Here is an 18,355-nt window from a genome sequence, read left to right as displayed (position 1 = left end):
CTGTCGAACTATGGTCGATCCGCGTACCCCCGTCCTCGTCGGCGTCGGGCAGTTCACCGAGCGCATCGACGACCCGGACTACCGCGGCATGTCGGCGGTCGAGCTGGCCACCGAGGCGGTTCGCGCGGCGCTGGCCGACACCGGGGCGGACGTCGCCGCCGTCGCAAAGGCCATTGGAGTGTTCGCCGGCCTGCGGCAGTTCGAGATCTGCACGCCCTTCGCCGACGCGCCGCTGGGCGCTTCCGACAACTACGTGCGGTCGGTGGCCCAGCGCGTCGGTGCGGACCCCGAGCGGGCGCTGCTCGAACCGATCGGCGGTAACGGCCCGCAGAAACTGGTGACCGAGTTCGCCGGCGCGATCGCGGCCGGTGATATCGAGGTGGCATTGATCCTCGGTTCGGAGAACGGCTCGACGCTGAAGACCTTCTCGGGCCGCGACGATGGACCCGACCACAGCGAGAAGGTCGGTGGTCAGCTCGAGGATCGCGGGTACGGCTTCGAGCAGTACATGAGCGAATACACCGCGAACCACGGACTGACCGGCGCGCCGGTGCAGTACGGGCTGCTGGACAACGCCCGCCGCGCACGGCTGGGGCTGTCCGTCCACGAATACCGGCTCACGATGGCCGAGCTGTTCGCGCCATTTTCGAAAGTGGCTGCCAAGAACCCGTTTTCGTCTTCGCCGGTCGAGCGTTCGGTCGAGGAGATCGTGACTGTCACTGCTGAGAACCGGATGATCTGCGACCCGTATCCGCGGTTGCTGGTGGCTCGCGACACCGTCAACCAGGGGGCTGCGGCAATCGTGATGTCGGTGGCAGCTGCGCGCAAACTCGGTGTGCCCGAGGAGAAGTGGGTGTTCCTGCACGGTCATGCCGATCAGCGCGAGCAGGATCTACTGGACCGCGAGGACGTCAGTGTCAGCTACTCATCGAAACAGGCTGTGGCAGAGGCGCTTCGGGTCGCCGGCATCGGTATCGACGACGTCGCCACCTTCGATCTCTACAGCTGCTTCCCGTTCCCGGTCTTCGCGGTGTGCGACGACTTCGGGCTGGCCGCCGACGATCCGCGCGGGCTCACCCTGACCGGCGGCCTGCCGTACTTCGGCGGGCCCGGCAACAGCTATTCGTTGCACGGTATCGCCGAGACTGTCGCTGCGATGCGGGACAAGCCCGGCGCTTTCGGACTGGTGGGCGCCAACGGCGGCGTGATGAGCAAGTACTCCGTGGGCGTCTACTCGACCACCCCGACCGACTGGGCGCCCGACCGCAGCGCCGAACTGCAGGCCGACATCGCGGCGCTTCCCAAGGTTCCGGTCACTCGGAATGCCAACGGCACAGGCGTGATCGAGACCTACTCGGTGCGCTACGACTGGCCGGAGCGCACCGGCATCATCATTGGTCGCCTCGACGCCGACGGCAGCCGCTTCATGGCGATCAGCACCGATGAGGCCCTGGTGGCCTTGATGAGTGAGGGCGACCCGCTGGGCGCCGCGATCACGGTGACCGCGGGCGAGGACGGCAAGAACCGGGCCGTGCCGGCCTAGAGGTCGAGCGCGCCGAGCTTGCCGGCCAATCGCTCGACGTAGGCGGCGACCTCGTCGGCCGACTTGTCCGGCAGACCGAACAGCACCTCCGTGACGCCAATGTCCTTCCAGTGCGCCAATTTCTCCGGCACCGGCTTGAAGTCGAGCGCGACGATCTGCGGGTCGCCGTCGCGCCCGGCGGCCGCCCACGTGTCGTGGAGGAGCTTCACCGGCTCGTCGATGTCGAAGTCGCGTGGCGTGGTGATCCAGCCGTCGGCACTGCGGGCGATCCACTTGAAGTTCTTCTCGGTGCCTGCCGCGCCGACGAGCACCGGGATGTGCGACTGAACCGGCTTCGGCCAGGCCCAGCTGGGGCCGAATTTGACGAATTCGCCGTCGTATTCGGCTTCTTCTTGGGTCCACAGCGCCCGCATCGCTTCGAGATACTCGCGTAGGCACGTGCGCCGCCGCCCGGCCGGGACGCCGTGGTCGGCCAGCTCATCGGTGTTCCACCCGAAGCCGACCCCGAGGCTGACCCGGCCCCCGGACAGATGATCAAGGGTGGCAATGGATTTCGCCAGTGTGATCGGGTCGTGCTCGACGGGCAGCGCCACCGCGGTGGACAGCCGCACCCTGGAGGTCACCGCAGCCGCGGTACCCAGGCTGACCCACGGATCCAGGGTTCGCATGTAGCGGTCGTCGGGCAGCGACTCGTCACCGGTGGTGGGGTGCGCGGCTTCCCGCTTGACCGGGATGTGGGTGTGCTCGGGCACGTAGAAGGTCGTGAAACCGTGGTCGTCGGCGAGTTTGGCCGCCGACGCCGGCGCGATGCCGCGATCACTGGTGAACAGAACGAGCCCGTAATCCATGGGCTGCATTAGAAACCGGTCGGCTACCCCCGGGCAAGGCGGCGTCTCAGTAGGCGACATCTGCGCTCTCGGCGAGTTAAAGGGGTGACCCCGGCGCACGCCGTCGCAAGCATGCACACCATGACGACCGAACGCATCGCCGAGAACGTGAAATTCGCCTACTGGGTGCCCAACGTCAGCGGTGGCCTTGTCACCAGCACCATCGAGCAGCGCACCGACTGGAGCTACGACTACAACGTCAAGCTCGCGCAGACGGCGGAGAACAACGGCTTCGAATACGCACTGTCGCAGGTCCGCTATGAGGCCAGCTATGGCGCCGAATTCCAGCACGAATCCACCAGCTTCTCGCTGGCGCTGTTGCTGGCCACCCAACGGCTCAAGCTCATCGCGGCCGTTCACCCCGGCCTGTGGCAACCGGCGGTGCTGGCCAAACTCGGCGCCACCGCAGACCACCTCTCCGGTGGCCGGTTCGCCGTCAACGTCGTCTCCGGCTGGTTCAAGGACGAGTTCACCCACCTCGGTGAGCCGTGGCTCGAGCACGACGAGCGCTATCGCCGCAGCGCCGAATTCCTGCAGGTGCTCCGCAAGATCTGGACCGAGGATGATGTCGACTTCCGCGGCGACTTCTACCGCATCCACGACTTCACGCTGAAGCCCAAGCCGCTCAACACACCGGAGCGGCCCAACCCGGAGATATTCCAAGGCGGCAACTCCACCGCCGCGCGGCGCAACGGTGGGTACTACGCCGACTGGTACTTCTCCAACGGCAAGGACTTCGACGGCGTCACCGAGCAGCTCGTCGAGGTTCGCGATCATGCCCGCGACGCCAACCGCGAGGTCAGCTTCGGGCTCAACGGCTTCATCATCGCCCGCGATACCGAGAAGGAAGCGAAGGAGGTCCTGCGCGAGATCATCGCCAAGGCCAACAAACCAGCGGTGGAGGGTTTCCATGCTGCCGTACAGCAGGCCGGCAGCTCGACTGCCGACAAGCGCGGCATGTGGGCCGACTCGTCGTTCTCCGACCTCGTCCAATACAACGACGGATTCCGCACCCAGCTGATCGGAACGCCCGAGCAGATCGCCGAACGCATCGCCGCGTACCGCAAACGCGGGGTGGACCTCATCCTCGGTGGCTTCCTGCACTTTCAGGAGGAGATCGAATACTTCGGTGCGCGGGTTCTGCCTCTGGTGCGCGAAATCGAGGCCGCCGAAAGCGATTCGATTTCGGCGCCGCTTCAGGTCTCCGCCTGAGCTGCGGGGGCGGTTACCAACTGCCTGTGTGACACGCCGATGGTCGTGGCGGGCGCGGCGCCGTGCGATAGCGTGGTGTGCGAGTCGGACCTTGCGGGTCCGTTCCGAGCCACAACCGACGCAGCGCCGCGGGGATGCGCGGCGTGACAAGGCTGAAGGAGAGGCCATGACTTACCCGCCCACCAATCCGGGCTACCAACCATCGCAGCCGACCGGTCCCTACGGCGCGCCCACACAGTCGTTCGCGCCGACTGAGGCCGGGCCGAGCAAGCTGCCGCACTACCTCAACATCGCCGTTATCGTGCTCGGCCTGGCCGCCTACCTGGCCAGCTTCGGGCCGATCCTCACCGTCCACGCCGACCTCGGCCCCTTCGGTGGTGCCGAGCTCACCGGCGGTGGCGGCGGCTACCCGGTGGTCGCCACGCTCGTTGCCGCCCTACTCGCGGCGGCCGCACTGCTACCCAGGGCCAGGGATTACGGCGGCGTGATCGCGACGGCATCGGTGATCGCGGTCCTGATGGCGATCGCCCAGGTCATCAGCAAGCCGACCGGCTTCTCCGTCGGCTGGGGACTGTGGCTGCTGCTCGCCTTCACTCTGTTGCAGGCGATCGCGGCGGTCGCGGCGCTGCTGCTGGAAGCCGGTGTCATCACCGCTCCGGCGCCCCGGCCTCGCTACGAGCAGTTCGGTCAGTACGGCCCGCCCCCCGGTGGTTACTACGGCCAGCCCGGTCCGCAGGGCCCGCCTCAGGGTCTTCCGCCGCGGCCGAACTACCCCACGCAGTACGGCGGCGGCTATTCGTCCGGCCCGTCGACCGGTGGTTTCGGCGGTGCCCAGAGCGGTCCGCCCACCCCGCCGACCGGGTTCCCCAGCTTCAGCCCGCCGCCGTCGAGCGGCTCGGGCCAGCAGCAGCCCGCTCAGCCCGAACAGCAGCAGCCCCAGGCGCCGTCATCGTCGCCGTCGGGCCAGAACCCGTCCTAACCGGGCGCTCTTCGCGCATCACGCCTGACCGGCGCGTCGAGTGATACGGATGGAGGACAAGCGGCCGGTCGGTGCGCGTCAAGCGCGTGACCTGGTCCGGGTCGCGTTCGGCCCGTCGTTGGTCGCACTGGTTGTGATCGCGGCTGTGACGCTGCTTCAACTCGTCATCGCCAACAGCGACATGACCGGCACCCTGGGTGCAATCGCCAGCATGTGGCTGGCGGTGCATCAGGTCCCGATCTCGATCGCCGGGCACCAGCTGGCGGTGCTGCCGCTGCTGCCGGTGTTGCTGATGGTGTGGGGGACCGCGCGCACATGCGCGCACGCGACCTCGCCGCGCGCTTCCTGGTTCGTGACCCGCTGGATCGTCACGTCGGCCATCGGTGGCCCGCTGTTGTTCGCCGCGATCGCGCTGGCCGTCATTCACGACGCCTCGTCGGTGATCACCGAGCTGCAGACGCCCAGTGCATTACGTGCGTTCGCGGGAGTTCTGGCGGTCCACGGCATCGGCGCGCTGATCGGCGTGGGGTCGCAGGTGGGCTGGCGGGCCCTTCGTGCGCTGCGGCTGCCGCTGTGGCTCGGTGACACGGTGCGGGCGGCGACGGCAGGGCTGCTGGCGCTGCTGGGATTGTCGGGTGTGGTCGCCGCGGTGTCGCTGGTCGTGCACTGGGGCACCATGCACGAGCTGTACGCGGTCACCGATTCGCTGTTCGGACAGCTCAGCCTCACGTTGCTGTCAGCCTTGTACGTGCCCAACGTGATCGTGGGGACGTCGGCGATGGCAGTCGGCTCGAGTGCCCACATCGGTTTCGCGACGTTCAGTTCGTTCACGGTCTTCGGCGGGGACATCCCGGCGCTGCCGGTCCTGGCCGCGGTGCCGACGCCACCGCTGGGGCCGGTATGGGTGGCGCTGCTGATCGTCGGTGCCGCATCCGGGGTTGCAGTGGGACAGCAATGCGCCAGCCGGCCACTGCCCTGGCCGGCTGCGCTGGCGAAACTGGCGGTCGCATCGCTGCTGGCTGCCGTGGTGATGGCAGTGCTGGGCTATGCCGGGGGCGGCCAGCTGGGCAATTTCGGCGAGGTCGGAGTGGACCAGAGCACCTTCGGCCCGGCGGTGTTCTTCTGGTTCTTCGCGATCGGCTCGCTCACGGTGGCGTTGACCGGAGGCGTGCTGCGCCGGCCAAAGCGGGTCAAGCCACCCGAGCCGGTTGTTGCGGCCGGCGAACCGCTTCTCGACGAGGAATTCGAGGACGACGACGAAGCGCTGACCACGCCAATTCCCGACGTGGCCGACGAGGACGCAGAGCCGGAGCCGGATCCTGAGCCCGAAGTCGAACCCGAACCCGCCCCACCCCCGCAGCCGGTGCGCCCCGCACCGGATCTGGAGGACGTCGAGGATCTGATGGTCGTCGACGACGACATCGAGCCGGGGCCTGCCGAACGCTAGGCGCCCGCGGGCACCGGCCAGCGGTCGTTGACGTCGGCGTTGCTCGACTTCCGCGCGCAGTGCGCACAACAGAAGATGGCGTCCTCGGTCTCGATCCCGTGCCCCAGGATCCGGCATCCGCAGTGCGCGCACTCCGGGGCCAGCTCGGCGGCCGCACATTCAACACTGTCGAAGGTGGCGGTGCGCCCGTCGGCGAAGGTGACGGTGAACGCCTTGTCGTAATCATTGCCGCATGTGTCGCAGATCGACATTGACGATGCTCCTCGATAGTCGTGGCTGGAACCTCGGGTGCCCGGCGACCGGAAGCGACAAACACGCTCGGTTAGGCTCATCGCCGTGCTGCATCCGATCCACATTCCGCCGAGCGCGCCGGCACGCCTCGTCGTGCTGGCCTCGGGAACCGGATCGCTGTTGCAGTCGCTGCTGAATGCCGCCGTCGACGACTATCCCGCGCGGGTTGTCGCCGTCGGTGTGGACCGCGACTGCCGAGCCGTCGACATCGCGCAGGCCGCGTCGATCCCGTCGTATCGCGTGCGGCTGAAGGACTATCCGAGCCGCGCCGACTGGGACGCGGCGATCGCCGACGCCACCGAGGCGCATCGTCCGGACCTGATCGTCTCCGCCGGATTCATGAAAATACTTGGACCGGAATTTCTTTCACGATTCCTGGGCCGTGTCGTCAACACGCATCCGGCGTTGCTGCCCGCCTTTCCGGGCGCGCATGCGGTGCCCGAAGCGCTGGCCTACGGGGTGAAGGTCACCGGCTGTACGGTGCATCTGGTGGACGCCGGTGTGGACACCGGTCCGATCCTGGCCCAAGAGCCGATCGTGATTCTCGACGACGACGACGAAGACACGTTGCACGAACGCATCAAGGTCACCGAACGGCGGCTGTTGGTGGATGTGCTGGCCGCGCTGGCTCAGCGCGGTGTGACCTGGAGTGGCAGAAAGGCGACCATAGGATGACCGCGGGGACTTTGGGCAAGAGGCCGATCCGGCGCGCGCTGATCAGCGTGTACGACAAGAGCGGACTGATTCCGCTTGCGCAGGGTCTGCACGAAGCGGGCGTGGCCATCGTGTCCACCGGGTCGACAGCCAAAACCATTGCGGATAACGGTATTCCGGTCACCCCCGTGGAATTCGTGACCGGCTTTCCCGAGGTGCTCGACGGCCGGGTCAAGACCCTGCATCCACACATCCACGCCGGGCTGCTCGCCGACACCCGCAAGCCTGAACACGTCAAGGCCCTCGGCGATCTGAAGATCGAGCCGTTCGACCTCGTCGTGGTCAACCTCTATCCGTTCAGCGAGACCGTGGCCTCCGGCGCGGATGCCGACGAATGCGTGGAGCAGATCGACATCGGCGGGCCGTCGATGGTGCGCGCGTCGGCCAAGAATCACCCCAGCGTGGCCGTCGTCGTCGATCCGCTCGGTTACGACGGTGTGCTGGCCGCGGTCCGCAGCGGCGGCTTCACGCTTGCCGAGCGGCAGAAGCTGGCGGCATTGGCATTTCGCCACACCGCCGAGTACGACGTGGCCGTCGCCGGCTGGATGGGATCGGTCCTGGCCCCCGAGTCCGGTGACGCGCCGGCGTTCCTGCCGCCGTGGTTCGGCCGAACCTGGCGACGCACCTCGCAGCTGCGCTACGGCGAGAACCCGCATCAGCAGGCCGCGCTCTACAGCGATGACGCCGGCTGGCCGGGCCTGGCCCAGGCCGAGCAGCTGCACGGAAAAGAGATGTCCTACAACAACTTCACCGATGCCGATGCGGCCTGGCGGGCGGCGTTCGACCATGAGCAGATCTGCGTGGCGATCATCAAGCACGCCAACCCGTGTGGCATCGCGATCTCGTCGGTGTCGGTGGCCGATGCGCACCGCAAGGCGCACGAATGCGATCCGCTCAGCGCTTTCGGCGGGGTGATTGCGGCCAACACCGCGGTAAGTGTGGAGATGGCCGAGTTCGTCTCCGAGATCTTCACCGAGGTCATCATCGCGCCGGCATATGAACCCGGTGCAGTGGAAATCTTGGCCCGCAAGAAGAACATTCGCGTACTCGTCGCCTCCGAACCGCCGGTCGGCGGGGCTGAGCTGCGTCAGATCAGCGGCGGCCTGTTGATCCAGGAGCGCGACGCCCTGGACGGGTCCGGTGACGACCCGGCCAACTGGACACTGGCGACCGGTACCGCCGCGGACGCGGCGACGTTGGCCGATCTGCAGTTCGCCTGGCGTACCTGCCGCGCGGTGAAGTCCAACGCGATCGTGGTCGCCGCCGACGGCGCCACCGTCGGTGTGGGCATGGGCCAGGTCAACCGCGTCGACGCGGCGCGCCTGGCGGTGGAGCGCGGCGGCGAGCGGGTCCGCGGTGCGGTGGCCGCCAGCGACGCGTTCTTCCCGTTCCCGGACGGGCTGGAGACCTTGACCGCGGCCGGCGTGAAGGCCGTCGTGCATCCCGGCGGATCGATGCGCGACGAGCTGGTCACCGAAGCCGCGGCCAAGGCTGGGATCACGCTGTACCTCACCGGAGCCCGGCACTTCGCGCACTGATCGCGGGTATTCCGAGTGAGCCATATGTGACGTTGCGCTGACCGCGTAATGCCTCCGTGGCGCGGCAGTCGTAGCGTGGAGAGGTGACTTCACCTGACACCCGTCCCCGCACTCTTGGCGAACTACGCGCTTCCGGGCATCGTGAGCGCAGCGTCAAGCAGGAGATCCGGGAGAACCTCCTGACCGCGCTGGCCGAGGGAGACGACGTCTGGCCAGGCATTTTCGGTTTCGAAGACACCGTGTTGCCGCAGCTGGAGCGGGCCTTGATCGCGGGGCATGACTTTGTTCTGCTGGGTGAGCGCGGGCAGGGCAAGACCCGCTTGCTGCGCTCACTGCAGAACCTGCTCGACGAGTGGACGCCGGTGATCGCCGGATCCGAACTCGGCGAGCACCCCTACACCCCGATCACGCCGGAGTCGATCCGGCGGGCCGCCGACCTCGGGGATGCGCTGCCCGTCCAGTGGCGGCACCGCAGCGAGCGCTACACCGAGAAGCTCGCGACGCCCGACACCAGCGTGGCCGACCTGGTCGGTGACATCGACCCGATCAAGGTCGCCGAGGGCCGTAGCCTCGGCGACCCGGAGACCATCGCCTATGGCCTGATCCCGCGCGCGCACCGCGGCATCGTCGCCGTCAACGAGCTGCCCGACCTGGCCGAGCGCATCCAGGTCTCGATGCTGAACGTGATGGAGGAACGGGACATCCAGGTGCGCGGCTACACGCTGCGGCTGCCGCTGGATGTGCTGGTCGTCGCCAGTGCCAACCCGGAGGACTACACCAACCGCGGTCGCATCATCACCCCGCTCAAGGACCGCTTCGGTGCGGAGATCCGCACGCACTACCCGCGCGAGCTCGACGCCGAGGTCGGCGTGATCACCCAGGAAGCCCACTTGTCGGCGCAGGTTCCGACCTATCTGATGCAGATCATTGCCCGGTTCGCGCGCTACCTGCGCGAGTCCAACTCGGTCGACCAGCGTTCGGGCGTGTCGGCGCGCTTCGCGATCGCGGCGGCCGAGACGGTCGCCGCCTCGGCTCGCCATCGCGGCGCGATCCTGGGCGAAGAGGAGCCGGTGGCCCGCGTGGTCGACCTCTCCACCATCGTCGACGTGCTGCGCGGCAAGCTGGAATTCGAATCCGGTGAGGAGGGCCGCGAGCAGGCGGTGCTCGAGCACCTGCTGCGCCGCGCGACCGCCGACACCGCGCAACGGGTGCTGGGCGGCATCGACGTCGGCCCGCTGGTGGCGGCCGTAGAGGGCGGCTCGGCGGTGACGACCGGTGAGCAGGTGGCGGCCAAGGATGTGCTGGCCGCACTGCCGGACCTGCCGGTGATCGACGCGATCGCCAAGCGGCTCGACGCCGAGACCGAAGGAGAACGCGCCGCCGCGCTCGAACTGGCGCTGGAGGCGCTGTATCTGGCCAAGCGCATCGACAAGGTGACAGGCGAAGGCGAAACCGTCTATGGCTAATCGCCACCACCCGCACGACTCCCGGTACTCGGCCTATACCGGGGGTCCCGATCCACTTGCCCCGCCGGTGGATCTGCGTGACGCGCTCGAGCAGATCGGGCAGGACGTCATGGAGGGCACCTCGCCGCGCCGGGCATTGTCGGAGCTGTTGCGGCGTGGAACCAAGAACACCAAGGGCGCCGACCGGCTCGCTGCCGAGGTGAACCGGCGGCGTCGAGAGTTGTTGAGCCGCAACAACCTCGACGGCACGCTGCAGGAGATCAAGCAGCTGCTCGACGAGGCTGTACTGTCCGAGCGCAAGGAATTGGCGCGCGCCCTCGACGACGATGCTCGTTTCCAGGAGCTGCAGATCGAGTCGCTGTCACCGTCGCCGGCCAAGGCCGTCCAAGAGCTTTCGGACTACAACTGGCGAAGCCCCGAGGCGCGCCAGAAGTACGAGCAGATCAAGGATCTGCTCGGCCGGGAGATGCTCGATCAGCGGTTCGCCGGGATGAAGCAGGCGCTGGAGAACGCCACCGACGAAGACCGGCAGGCCGTCAACGAGATGCTCGACGACCTGAACGATTTGCTGGACAAGCACTCTCGCGGCGAGGACAGCGCGCAAGATTTTCAGGACTTCATGCGCAAGCATGGCCAGTACTTTCCGGAGAATCCGAAGAACGTCGAGGAGCTGCTGGATTCGCTGGCCCAGCGCGCAGCGGCAGCGCAGCGGTTCCGCAACAGCCTCACTCCCGACCAGCGTGCCGAGCTGGATGCGTTGGCGCAACAGGCTTTTGGGTCGCCGTCACTGATGAACGCGCTCAACCGGCTCGACTCGCACCTGCAGGCCGCCCGGCCGGGGGAGGACTGGGACGGTTCGTCGGAGTTCTCCGGTGACAATCCCCTCGGCATGGGGGAGGGCGCGCAGGCGATGGCCGACATCGCCGAACTCGAGCAGCTCGCCGAGCAGCTGTCGCAGAGCTACGCCGGTGCCACCATGGACGACGTCGACCTCGACGCGCTCGCCCGTCAGCTCGGTGACCAGGCCGCGATCGATGCACGGACGCTGGCCGAACTCGAGCGGGCGCTGATGAACCAGGGCTTCCTGGACCGCGGCTCCGACGGGCAGTGGCGGTTGTCGCCCAAAGCGATGCGCCAGCTCGGTCAGACCGCACTTCGCGATGTCGCCCAACAACTTTCGGGCCGCCACGGTGAGCGGGACACCCGTCGTGCCGGCGCCGCCGGTGAACTGACCGGTGCCACCCGACCGTGGGCGTTCGGCGACACCGAACCCTGGAACGTCACCCGCACTCTGACGAATGCGGTGCTGCGCCGGGCCGGCACGAACGCAATGGATGGCGCGCTACAGATCAGCGTCGACGACGTCGAGGTGTCGGAGACCGAAACCCGCACTCAGGCTGCGGTGGCGCTGCTGGTCGACACCTCGTTCTCGATGGTCATGGAGAACCGCTGGTTGCCGATGAAGCAGACCGCGCTCGCGCTCAATCATCTGGTGAGCACCAGGTTCCGGTCGGATGCGCTGCAGATCATCGCCTTCGGCCGTTACGCGCGAACCGTGACCGCGGCCGAGCTGACGGGCCTCGAGGGTGTCTACGAGCAGGGCACCAACCTGCACCACGCGCTGGCACTGGCGGTTCGCCACCTGCGCCGCCACCCCAACGCCCAACCGGTGATCCTGGTCGTCACCGACGGTGAGCCGACGGCCCACCTGGAGGACTTCGACGGGCAGGGATCGTCGGTGTTCTTCGACTATCCGCCCCATCCGCGGACCATCGCGCACACCGTGCGTGGCTTTGACGAGGTAGCCCGACTCGGCGCTCAGGTGACGATCTTCCGGCTCGGCAACGACCCCGGGTTGGCCAGGTTCATCGATCAGGTTGCCCGCCGGGTGGAGGGCCGGGTCGTCGTTCCCGACCTGGATGGACTCGGCGCGGCGGTCGTCGGCGACTACCTTCGGTCTCGTCGGAGGCGCTGACCTGAGAAGCTCTCAGGTGGTCAGCAAATGTGTACGGCCCGCGGGAGTCGGTTCGCCCGTTAGTGTGGTTAGCAAAGAGCGCGGCAAACCACTTTGTTATTGACGTCAACGTTCTCGGGCGTAGTTCCCTAGCGAACACGTGCAACACGGCGGTAACCCTGACGTTTCCAGACCGTCAATTAGCTATTCGATGCCGGTCCGTCCTGCGTGATTGCTGTGAAAACTGCGAAGTACTTAAGTCCCTAAAATCCTTGGTACCGCTTGCTGAAGGGCAAACAGCCCCTTAGTATCTATCAGGATCTTCTAAGATTCGTATCAGCAAAGCACCGAGTTCGTCACGACCCTGGCGAACCGCACCAACAAGGGGAACTAGCAATGGCGTCACGGACTCGGCCCTTCCTGATGACCGGCGCGGCACTGGCCAGCGCCGCTGCCATCGTCGCCGCCTCACCGTCGTATCTTCCGACCAATGACCTCGCGGTGGGTGCATCCACTCCGCTGCCGCTGTCGACGGCCAAGTACGCGCTGACGGCGATCACCGACATCACCATCCAGGGCATCAACGACGCCTACTACTTCGGCTGGGGTGGCTACGTCGGCTGCGGCGCTGTCGTGAACGACCAATGCACGAACGTCCCGGAGGACACCTATTACCCCGGGGTGAAGAACATCTACATCGCCGGCGCGTCGGGCGTGCTGTACTACCTGGTCGACAATGCGCTCGAGTCATTCGTCCCGAACTTCGACCTCGACAACTACTACTTCGAGATCGGCGCGCCCTCAATCCCTTACGTCGGCAGCGGTGAGCTCTTCGGCACCAGCTCGCCGATCTTCCAAGCCGCGCAGGCGACGTTCTACTACGGCATTCCGAACGTCGTCAATTCGGTCGTCGCCTCGGTTGCACAATTGGTTCCGACCTTCGACGTCGGTCCGGTCAAGCTGGGCGGCGGCATCCTGACCAGCCTGTTCTTCTACGGTGCCACGCCGGACGGTTCGTTCGACTACGGCACGCCGGGTCTGTCGGCGATCTTGGCCTACATCTCGACATCCATCAGCGACAGTCTGCCGACTGCCGCGTCCGCCGCATCGCTGGGCGGCGCGGTGAGTGCGGCGACCGCGGCGGTCGAAGGTGCGGTCAAGAGTTTCCAGGGCGCGCTCACGGGGGCGACCACCACCGCCGCCGCCACCACCACCACCGCATCGGCCACGGCGGCCAAGTCACCCAAGGCTGCGGCGGTCGCCGAGGTCAAGACCGAGTCGCTGACCGCAGGCACGACGCCCGATGGCACCACGACGCCCGAGGGCACCACCCCGAGCGGATCGACCACGACCACCGAGGGCACCACCACCCCGTCGACCGACGGCACTACGCCCTCGACCGACGGCAGCACCCCGGCCGTGACGAAGTCGACCGGCGCTGCGGCACCCAAGACGACGACGTCGTCGACCAAGCCCGCCACCAAGCCGGCCAAGCCGCAGAACCCGCTCGCCAAGATCGGCAAGCAGATCTCGGACGCGCTCGGAGTTGGCAAGAAGACCAAGCCGGAGACCACCCCGTCGAGCCCCTCCGGCACCGACACCAACTCGTCGAGTCCGTCTTCGAACACCTCGGCCTCGGGCGACAGCTCGAAGTAACGAACCTGCAGCAAGACTTCGGCCCCTTCCGATTGGAAGGGGCCGAGGTTGTTTCTGGGGCTCAGTCGTCAAGCGGAGTCAGGAGCACCGGGCTTGCGATTCTTGCGCTTGATGCCGACGCCGCCCCACAGGGAGAAACCGCGGATGGTGACTTTCGGGGCGCCCGGCGTTCCCGGACCGTCCACGGCGTGGTCGAAGCCGCCCATCACGCCGACCCCATGGACCTCGAGATTGACCTCCGGCGGCAGCAGGATGGTCTGTCCGCCCATGATCGAGTACGCGTGAATTTCCACGCTGGCCGAGGTGAAGTCGGCGTAGCGCAGGTCGACGACACCGCCGCCGAACAGGGTGAAGGTCGTGATTCGGCCCGGCACGTTCCACCGGCCTCGGCGCTCGAACCCGCTGAGGATCGCCAATAGAAGCGTCTTGGGCGCCGGCTCGGAGGCGCCGCGCCGATGCGAGGCGTCGGCGGCCTCCGGCAGGTCCTCGGTGAGCCGATCCAAATCCTCATAGGTCTGCGCGGCGTACGCCTTGGCCAAGCGCTGCTCGTATTCGCTGAGCTGCAGACGTCCCTTGGAAGCGGCGTCGGCAAGCAATTGGGCAACCTGGATGCGGTCTGTGTCAGCAGCCCGCGTCGATGCATCCCGCGGCGTCAAATTGCTCATCGCTTACGAGGGTACGACTCTGGTCGGCAACCGCAAGAGGGTTCGCTGTTCTCTCACATTCGTGTTATCGCAGCCAGCGTGGCTCGCGTTTCTGCAGAAATGCGAGCATCCCTTCGCGGGCTTCCTCAGAGACGAACAGCCGCGCCGACTCTTGCGCCAATCCCTCGGCATCGCGGTCGAAACGCGCCAAGACATCGGCTGTGGTCAGGGATTTCGATGCCGCCAGCCCCTGCGGTGAACCACGGCCGAGGTCGGCCACGATGCCCGCGACCGCGGTGTCGAGATCGTCGGCGGCCAGCGTTATCAAGCCGATCTCCGCGGCCGTCAGTGCGGTGAACGTCTCACCCGTGAGGTAGTAGCGGGCAGCCGCGCGCGGCGTCATCTTCGGCAGCAATGTCAGAGAAATGACAGCAGGGGCCACCCCGATGCGCGCTTCGGTCAGGGCGAACGTGCTGCGCGGGCCTGCGACCGCGATATCACATGCCCCCACCAGACCCAGGCCGCCGGCGCGAACGTGACCGTCGATGGCCGCCACCACCGGCACCGGCGCTTCGACGATCGCGCGTAGCACCGTGGCCATCTCGCGTCCGCGCGCGGCGGTGGTCTCGAACGGGTCGCCGTCCGATGCTTCGCTCAGGTCGGCGCCGGCACAGAACGTGCCGCCGGTATGACCCAGCACCACGGTCCGTACCGCCGGGTCGGCGGCCGCCGCCCGCAGTCCGGCGTGCAACTGCTCCACCAGCCGGGTGGACAGGGCGTTGCGGTTGTGCGGCGAGTCGAGCGTCAGCCGGGCGACGTGGCCCTCGACGGTGTAGGTGACCAATGTGTCCATCAGTACGACCGGGGCAGGCCCAGGGATGTCTGGGCAACGAAGTTCAATATCATCTCCCGGCTGACCGGGGCGATGCGTGCCAGCCGAGAGGCGGTCAGCATCGACGCAACGCCGTACTCCTTGGTGAGCCCGTTGCCCCCCAGCGACTGCACCGCCTGGTCGACGGCTTTTGTGGACGCTTCGCCCGCGGCGTACTTTGCCATGTTGGCTGCCTCGGCGGCACCGAAGTCGTCGCCTGCGTCGTAGAGCGCGGCGGCTTTCTGCATCATCAGCTTGGCCAGCTCGATCTCGATGTAGTTCTGCGCCAACGGATGCGCGATGCCCTGATGTGCACCGATCGGCGTCTTCCACACCTGGCGGGTCTTGACGTATTCGGTGGCCCTGCCGAGCACATGGCGTCCGGCGCCGATCGCGTTGGCCGCACCCATGATTCGTTCCGGGTTCAGGCCGGCAAACAGCTGCGCGATCGCGGCGTCCTCCGAGCCGACCAGGGCGTCGGCCGGCAGCCGGACGTCGTCGATGAACACCTGGAACTGGCTTTCCGGGCTGACGATCTCCATGTCGATCTTGGTGAAGGAGAACCCGGGGGTGTCGGTGGGCACGATGAACAGCGCCGGCTTGAGGTTGCCGGTTTTCTCCTCCTCGGTACGGCCGACGACCAGCACCGCCTGGGCCTGGTCGACGCCGGAGATATACACCTTTTGCCCGGAGAGGATCCAATCGCCGCCGTCTCGGCGCGCGGTGGTGGTGATCTTGTGCGAATTCGAACCGGCGTCGGGTTCGGTGATGGCGAACGCCATCGTGATCGAGCCGTCGGCGATACCGGGCAGCCACCGCTTCTTCTGGTCGTCGGTGCCGAACTTGCTGATGATCGTCCCGTTGATCGCGGGCGACACCACCAGCATCAGCAGCGCGCAGCCGTTGGCGGCCATCTCTTCCATCACCAGGGACAGCTCGTACATCCCGGCGCCACCACCGCCGTACTCCTCGGGCAGGTTGACGCCGACGAATCCGAGTTTGGCTGCTTCCGACCACAATTCGTCGGTGTGCTCACCGGCGCGGGCCCTGGCCAGGTAATACTCGGAGCCGTAACTCGCCGCCATCGCGGCGACCGCCTTGCGCAGCTCCTGACGTTCGGCGCTCTCGATGAAGCCGGTGTCGGTCATTACTCTCCTTTTCCGGTGTCCGGGCTCTCCACCCGGGCCAGGACGGTTCCCACGTCGACCTGCTGGCCGACGCTGACCTCGAGTTGAGTCACCACGCCGTCGGCGGGCGCGGTGATCGTGTGTTCCATCTTCATCGCCTCGAGCCACACGAGTGGCTGGCCAAGAGTGACGGTGTCGCCAAGCGTCGCACCGAGCCGGATCACCGCGCCGGGCATGGGCGCCAGCAGCGAGCCCTTCTCGACGGTCGACCCCGGCTCGGGGAACCGGGGCACGACGGTCAAGGCGACTGCGCCCAGCGCAGAGTCGACGAATACCTCGGCGCCGTAACGGCTTACCGCGAAGGTGGTGGCCACCCCGTTTTGGTCTCGCAGCACCACCTCGCCGGGCTGTGCCGACACCAGAGCGACGCCGGGGTCGTCGGGCAACACCACGCCGTCGCGGGTGAATCGATAGTCGACGTGATAATCCCTCGTGGTGTCCGTGTAGCTCTTGCGCTGATGTCCCGACACCACATTGCGCCAGCCGCTCGGGATCTCGCCGAGCACCGCGGCGGTGGCGCGGTTGTGTGCGGCGTCAGCGAGGGCGGCGGCGACGGCGGCGAGTCGGATCACGCGCTCATCGGCCAGCGGCCGGGCCAGATCCGCGAGGCCATGCGTGTCGAAGAACGCGGTGTCGGTGGCGCCGTCCAGGAAGCTCTGGTGGCGAAGGACATTGACGAGCAGGTCGCGGTTGGTCCGGATGCCGTGCAGCCGGGTGCCGGCCAGCGCGGCGGCGAGCACCTGGGCGGCACGCCGTCGGGTGGGGGCGTACGAGATCACCTTGGCCAGCATCGGGTCGTAGTGGATCGACACCGTCGCATGGCCGTCGATTCCGGAGTCCAGTCGGATCCCGGTATCGGCGATGAGGCCGAAAGTGGTTGCTACGCCGGGCACCTCGAACAAGTGGATGCGGCCGGCCTGCGGTTGCCAGTTCTTGGCGGGATCCTCTGCGTAGATGCGGGCCTCGATCGAATGGCCGCGGGCGGCCGGGGGCTGCTCGCCGAGCCGCTCACCGTCGGCCACCGCCAGCTGCAGCTCGACGAGGTCCAGGCCGGTGGTGAGTTCGGTAACCGGATGCTCGACCTGAAGGCGGGTGTTCATCTCCAGGAAGTAGAACTCGCCGTCCTCGTCGGCCAGGAACTCCACGGTGCCCGCGCCGGTGTAGCCGATCGCGCCGGCCGCCAGCCGGGCGGCGTCGAACAGCCTCTCCCGCATACCCGCAACGCGCTCGACCAGTGGGGAGGGTGCTTCTTCGATGATCTTCTGGTGCCTGCGCTGGATGGAGCATTCCCGCTCGCCGACGGCCCAGACCGTGCCGTGCCGATCGGCGAGGACCTGCACCTCGACGTGATGGCCGGTCGGCAGGTACCGCTCGCAGAACACCGTCGGATCGCCGAACGCCGACTGGGCCTCGCGCTGCGCGGCGGCGACCTGACCGGCCAGATCGGCCAGCTCGGACACCACGCGCATGCCGCGGCCGCCGCCGCCGGCCGACGCCTTGACCAATACCGGCAACTGGGCTGCGGTGACAGTGGTGGGGTCGAGCTCGTCGAGAACCGGCACACCCGCGGCGGCCATCATCTTCTTCGCCTCGATCTTCGAGCCCATCGACGCGACGGCGGCCACCGGTGGCCCGATCCAGGTCAGTCCGGCATCGATGACGGACTTCGCGAAATCAGGGTTCTCCGAGAGGAATCCGTAGCCGGGGTGGATCGCGTCAGCGCCGGCGGCCCGCGCGGCGGCGATCAGCTGCGCTGCGTCGAGGTAGCCTGCCGGAGCCGCTGGGCCGGCGACGTCGGATCGAGCGCCCTCGAGTCGCACTCGGGCGTCGGCCTCGGCGACGTGCGGTGCCTCGGCGTCCGGGTCGGTGTAGACCGCCACCGTGCCGATGCCGAGCCGGCGACAGGTGGCGAACACGCGGCGGGCGATCTCGCCACGGTTGGCAACGAGAACTCTAGTGATCATTT

Annotated in this window: 15 protein-coding genes; 9 read left to right on the top strand and 6 right to left on the bottom strand. The window is 67.4% G+C overall.

The features are described 5' to 3' along the window. Window positions 1-10: 10 nt before the first annotated feature. Window positions 11-1,543 carry an acetyl-CoA acetyltransferase gene (locus AB431_RS24070; RefSeq protein ID WP_047332051.1) on the top strand — a complete coding sequence of 511 codons (1,533 nt, stop codon included), beginning with the start codon at window positions 11-13 and terminating at the stop codon, window positions 1,541-1,543. On the opposite strand, the gene AB431_RS24065 is transcribed toward AB431_RS24070, so the two are convergent. Next, window positions 1,540-2,391, bottom strand: a complete 852-nt coding sequence (locus AB431_RS24065; RefSeq protein ID WP_047332050.1) for an LLM class F420-dependent oxidoreductase — start codon at window positions 2,389-2,391, stop codon at window positions 1,540-1,542. The genes AB431_RS24070 and AB431_RS24065 overlap by 4 nt on opposite strands. Before the next feature lie 120 nt (window positions 2,392-2,511). On the opposite strand from AB431_RS24065, the gene sfnG reads away from it, so the two are divergent. The 3 genes from sfnG (at window position 2,512) to AB431_RS24050 (ending at window position 6,068) form a co-directional block, all read left to right on the top strand. Continuing rightward, entirely contained in the window at window positions 2,512-3,642 is a 1,131-nt protein-coding gene (sfnG, locus tag AB431_RS24060; RefSeq protein ID WP_047333758.1) for a dimethylsulfone monooxygenase SfnG, read from the top strand. A gap of 166 nt (window positions 3,643-3,808) precedes the next feature. Further along, the gene (locus AB431_RS24055) at window positions 3,809-4,621 is read left to right on the top strand and encodes a DUF5336 domain-containing protein (protein WP_047332049.1); all 813 of its coding nucleotides are present in this window, start codon (window positions 3,809-3,811) and stop codon (window positions 4,619-4,621) included. A 49-nt stretch (window positions 4,622-4,670) separates the two neighbouring features. Continuing rightward, on the top strand, window positions 4,671-6,068 hold the full coding sequence (locus AB431_RS24050) for a DUF6350 family protein (RefSeq protein WP_047332048.1): 1,398 nt from the start codon (window positions 4,671-4,673) through the stop codon (window positions 6,066-6,068). On the opposite strand, the gene AB431_RS24045 is transcribed toward AB431_RS24050, so the two are convergent. After that, window positions 6,065-6,319: a hypothetical protein gene (locus AB431_RS24045; protein WP_047332047.1), complete on the bottom strand. Its 255-nt coding sequence runs from the start codon at window positions 6,317-6,319 to the stop codon at window positions 6,065-6,067. The two genes, AB431_RS24050 and AB431_RS24045, sit on opposite strands and share 4 nt — an antisense overlap. Before the next feature lie 85 nt (window positions 6,320-6,404). Here AB431_RS24045 and purN point away from each other — a divergent pair, with 85 nt between their 5' ends. The 5 genes from purN to AB431_RS24020 all read left to right on the top strand — a co-directional run bounded on the left by purN (window position 6,405) and on the right by AB431_RS24020 (window position 13,687). Then, entirely contained in the window at window positions 6,405-7,034 is a 630-nt protein-coding gene (gene purN, locus AB431_RS24040; RefSeq protein ID WP_144418358.1) for a phosphoribosylglycinamide formyltransferase, read from the top strand. Further along, window positions 7,031-8,611, top strand: coding sequence for a bifunctional phosphoribosylaminoimidazolecarboxamide formyltransferase/IMP cyclohydrolase (gene purH / locus AB431_RS24035; RefSeq protein ID WP_047332046.1), 1,581 nt, complete (start codon window positions 7,031-7,033; stop codon window positions 8,609-8,611). Before purN ends, purH begins: the two co-directional genes overlap by 4 nt. An 83-nt stretch (window positions 8,612-8,694) precedes the next feature. Continuing rightward, window positions 8,695-10,077 carry a sigma 54-interacting transcriptional regulator gene (locus AB431_RS24030; protein WP_047332045.1) on the top strand — a complete coding sequence of 461 codons (1,383 nt, stop codon included), beginning with the start codon at window positions 8,695-8,697 and terminating at the stop codon, window positions 10,075-10,077. Continuing rightward, window positions 10,070-12,052 (top strand): VWA domain-containing protein, encoded by a 1,983-nt coding sequence (locus tag AB431_RS24025; protein WP_047332044.1) that lies wholly within the window; start codon window positions 10,070-10,072, stop codon window positions 12,050-12,052. The genes AB431_RS24030 and AB431_RS24025 overlap by 8 nt, the downstream gene beginning before the upstream one ends. 375 nt (window positions 12,053-12,427) lie before the next feature. After that, on the top strand, window positions 12,428-13,687 hold the full coding sequence (locus AB431_RS24020) for a hypothetical protein (protein WP_144418357.1): 1,260 nt from the start codon (window positions 12,428-12,430) through the stop codon (window positions 13,685-13,687). A 68-nt stretch (window positions 13,688-13,755) separates the two neighbouring features. Here AB431_RS24020 and AB431_RS24015 read toward each other — a convergent pair whose 3' ends face one another. From AB431_RS24015 to AB431_RS24000, 4 genes are all read right to left on the bottom strand, one after another. Then, window positions 13,756-14,352 (bottom strand): DUF1707 domain-containing protein, encoded by a 597-nt coding sequence (locus AB431_RS24015; protein WP_047332042.1) that lies wholly within the window; start codon window positions 14,350-14,352, stop codon window positions 13,756-13,758. Window positions 14,353-14,416: 64 nt separating this feature from the next. Then, window positions 14,417-15,184 carry an enoyl-CoA hydratase family protein gene (locus tag AB431_RS24010; RefSeq protein ID WP_047332041.1) on the bottom strand — a complete coding sequence of 256 codons (768 nt, stop codon included), beginning with the start codon at window positions 15,182-15,184 and terminating at the stop codon, window positions 14,417-14,419. Further along, window positions 15,184-16,350 carry an acyl-CoA dehydrogenase family protein gene (locus AB431_RS24005; RefSeq protein ID WP_047332040.1) on the bottom strand — a complete coding sequence of 389 codons (1,167 nt, stop codon included), beginning with the start codon at window positions 16,348-16,350 and terminating at the stop codon, window positions 15,184-15,186. Before AB431_RS24005 ends, AB431_RS24010 begins: the two co-directional genes overlap by 1 nt. Beyond that, complete coding sequence (locus AB431_RS24000) at window positions 16,350-18,353, bottom strand: biotin carboxylase N-terminal domain-containing protein (protein ID WP_047332039.1); 2,004 nt, start codon at window positions 18,351-18,353, stop codon at window positions 16,350-16,352. The genes AB431_RS24005 and AB431_RS24000 overlap by 1 nt, the downstream gene beginning before the upstream one ends. Between the last annotated feature and the right edge of the window lie 2 nt (window positions 18,354-18,355).

It is taken from the genome of Mycobacterium sp. EPa45 (genome assembly GCF_001021385.1).
In the GTDB taxonomy this organism is placed as follows: Bacteria; Actinomycetota; Actinomycetes; order Mycobacteriales; family Mycobacteriaceae; genus Mycobacterium.
Note: the sequence above shows the minus strand (reverse complement) of the source record. Positions and strands in the feature narration are given on the sequence as shown.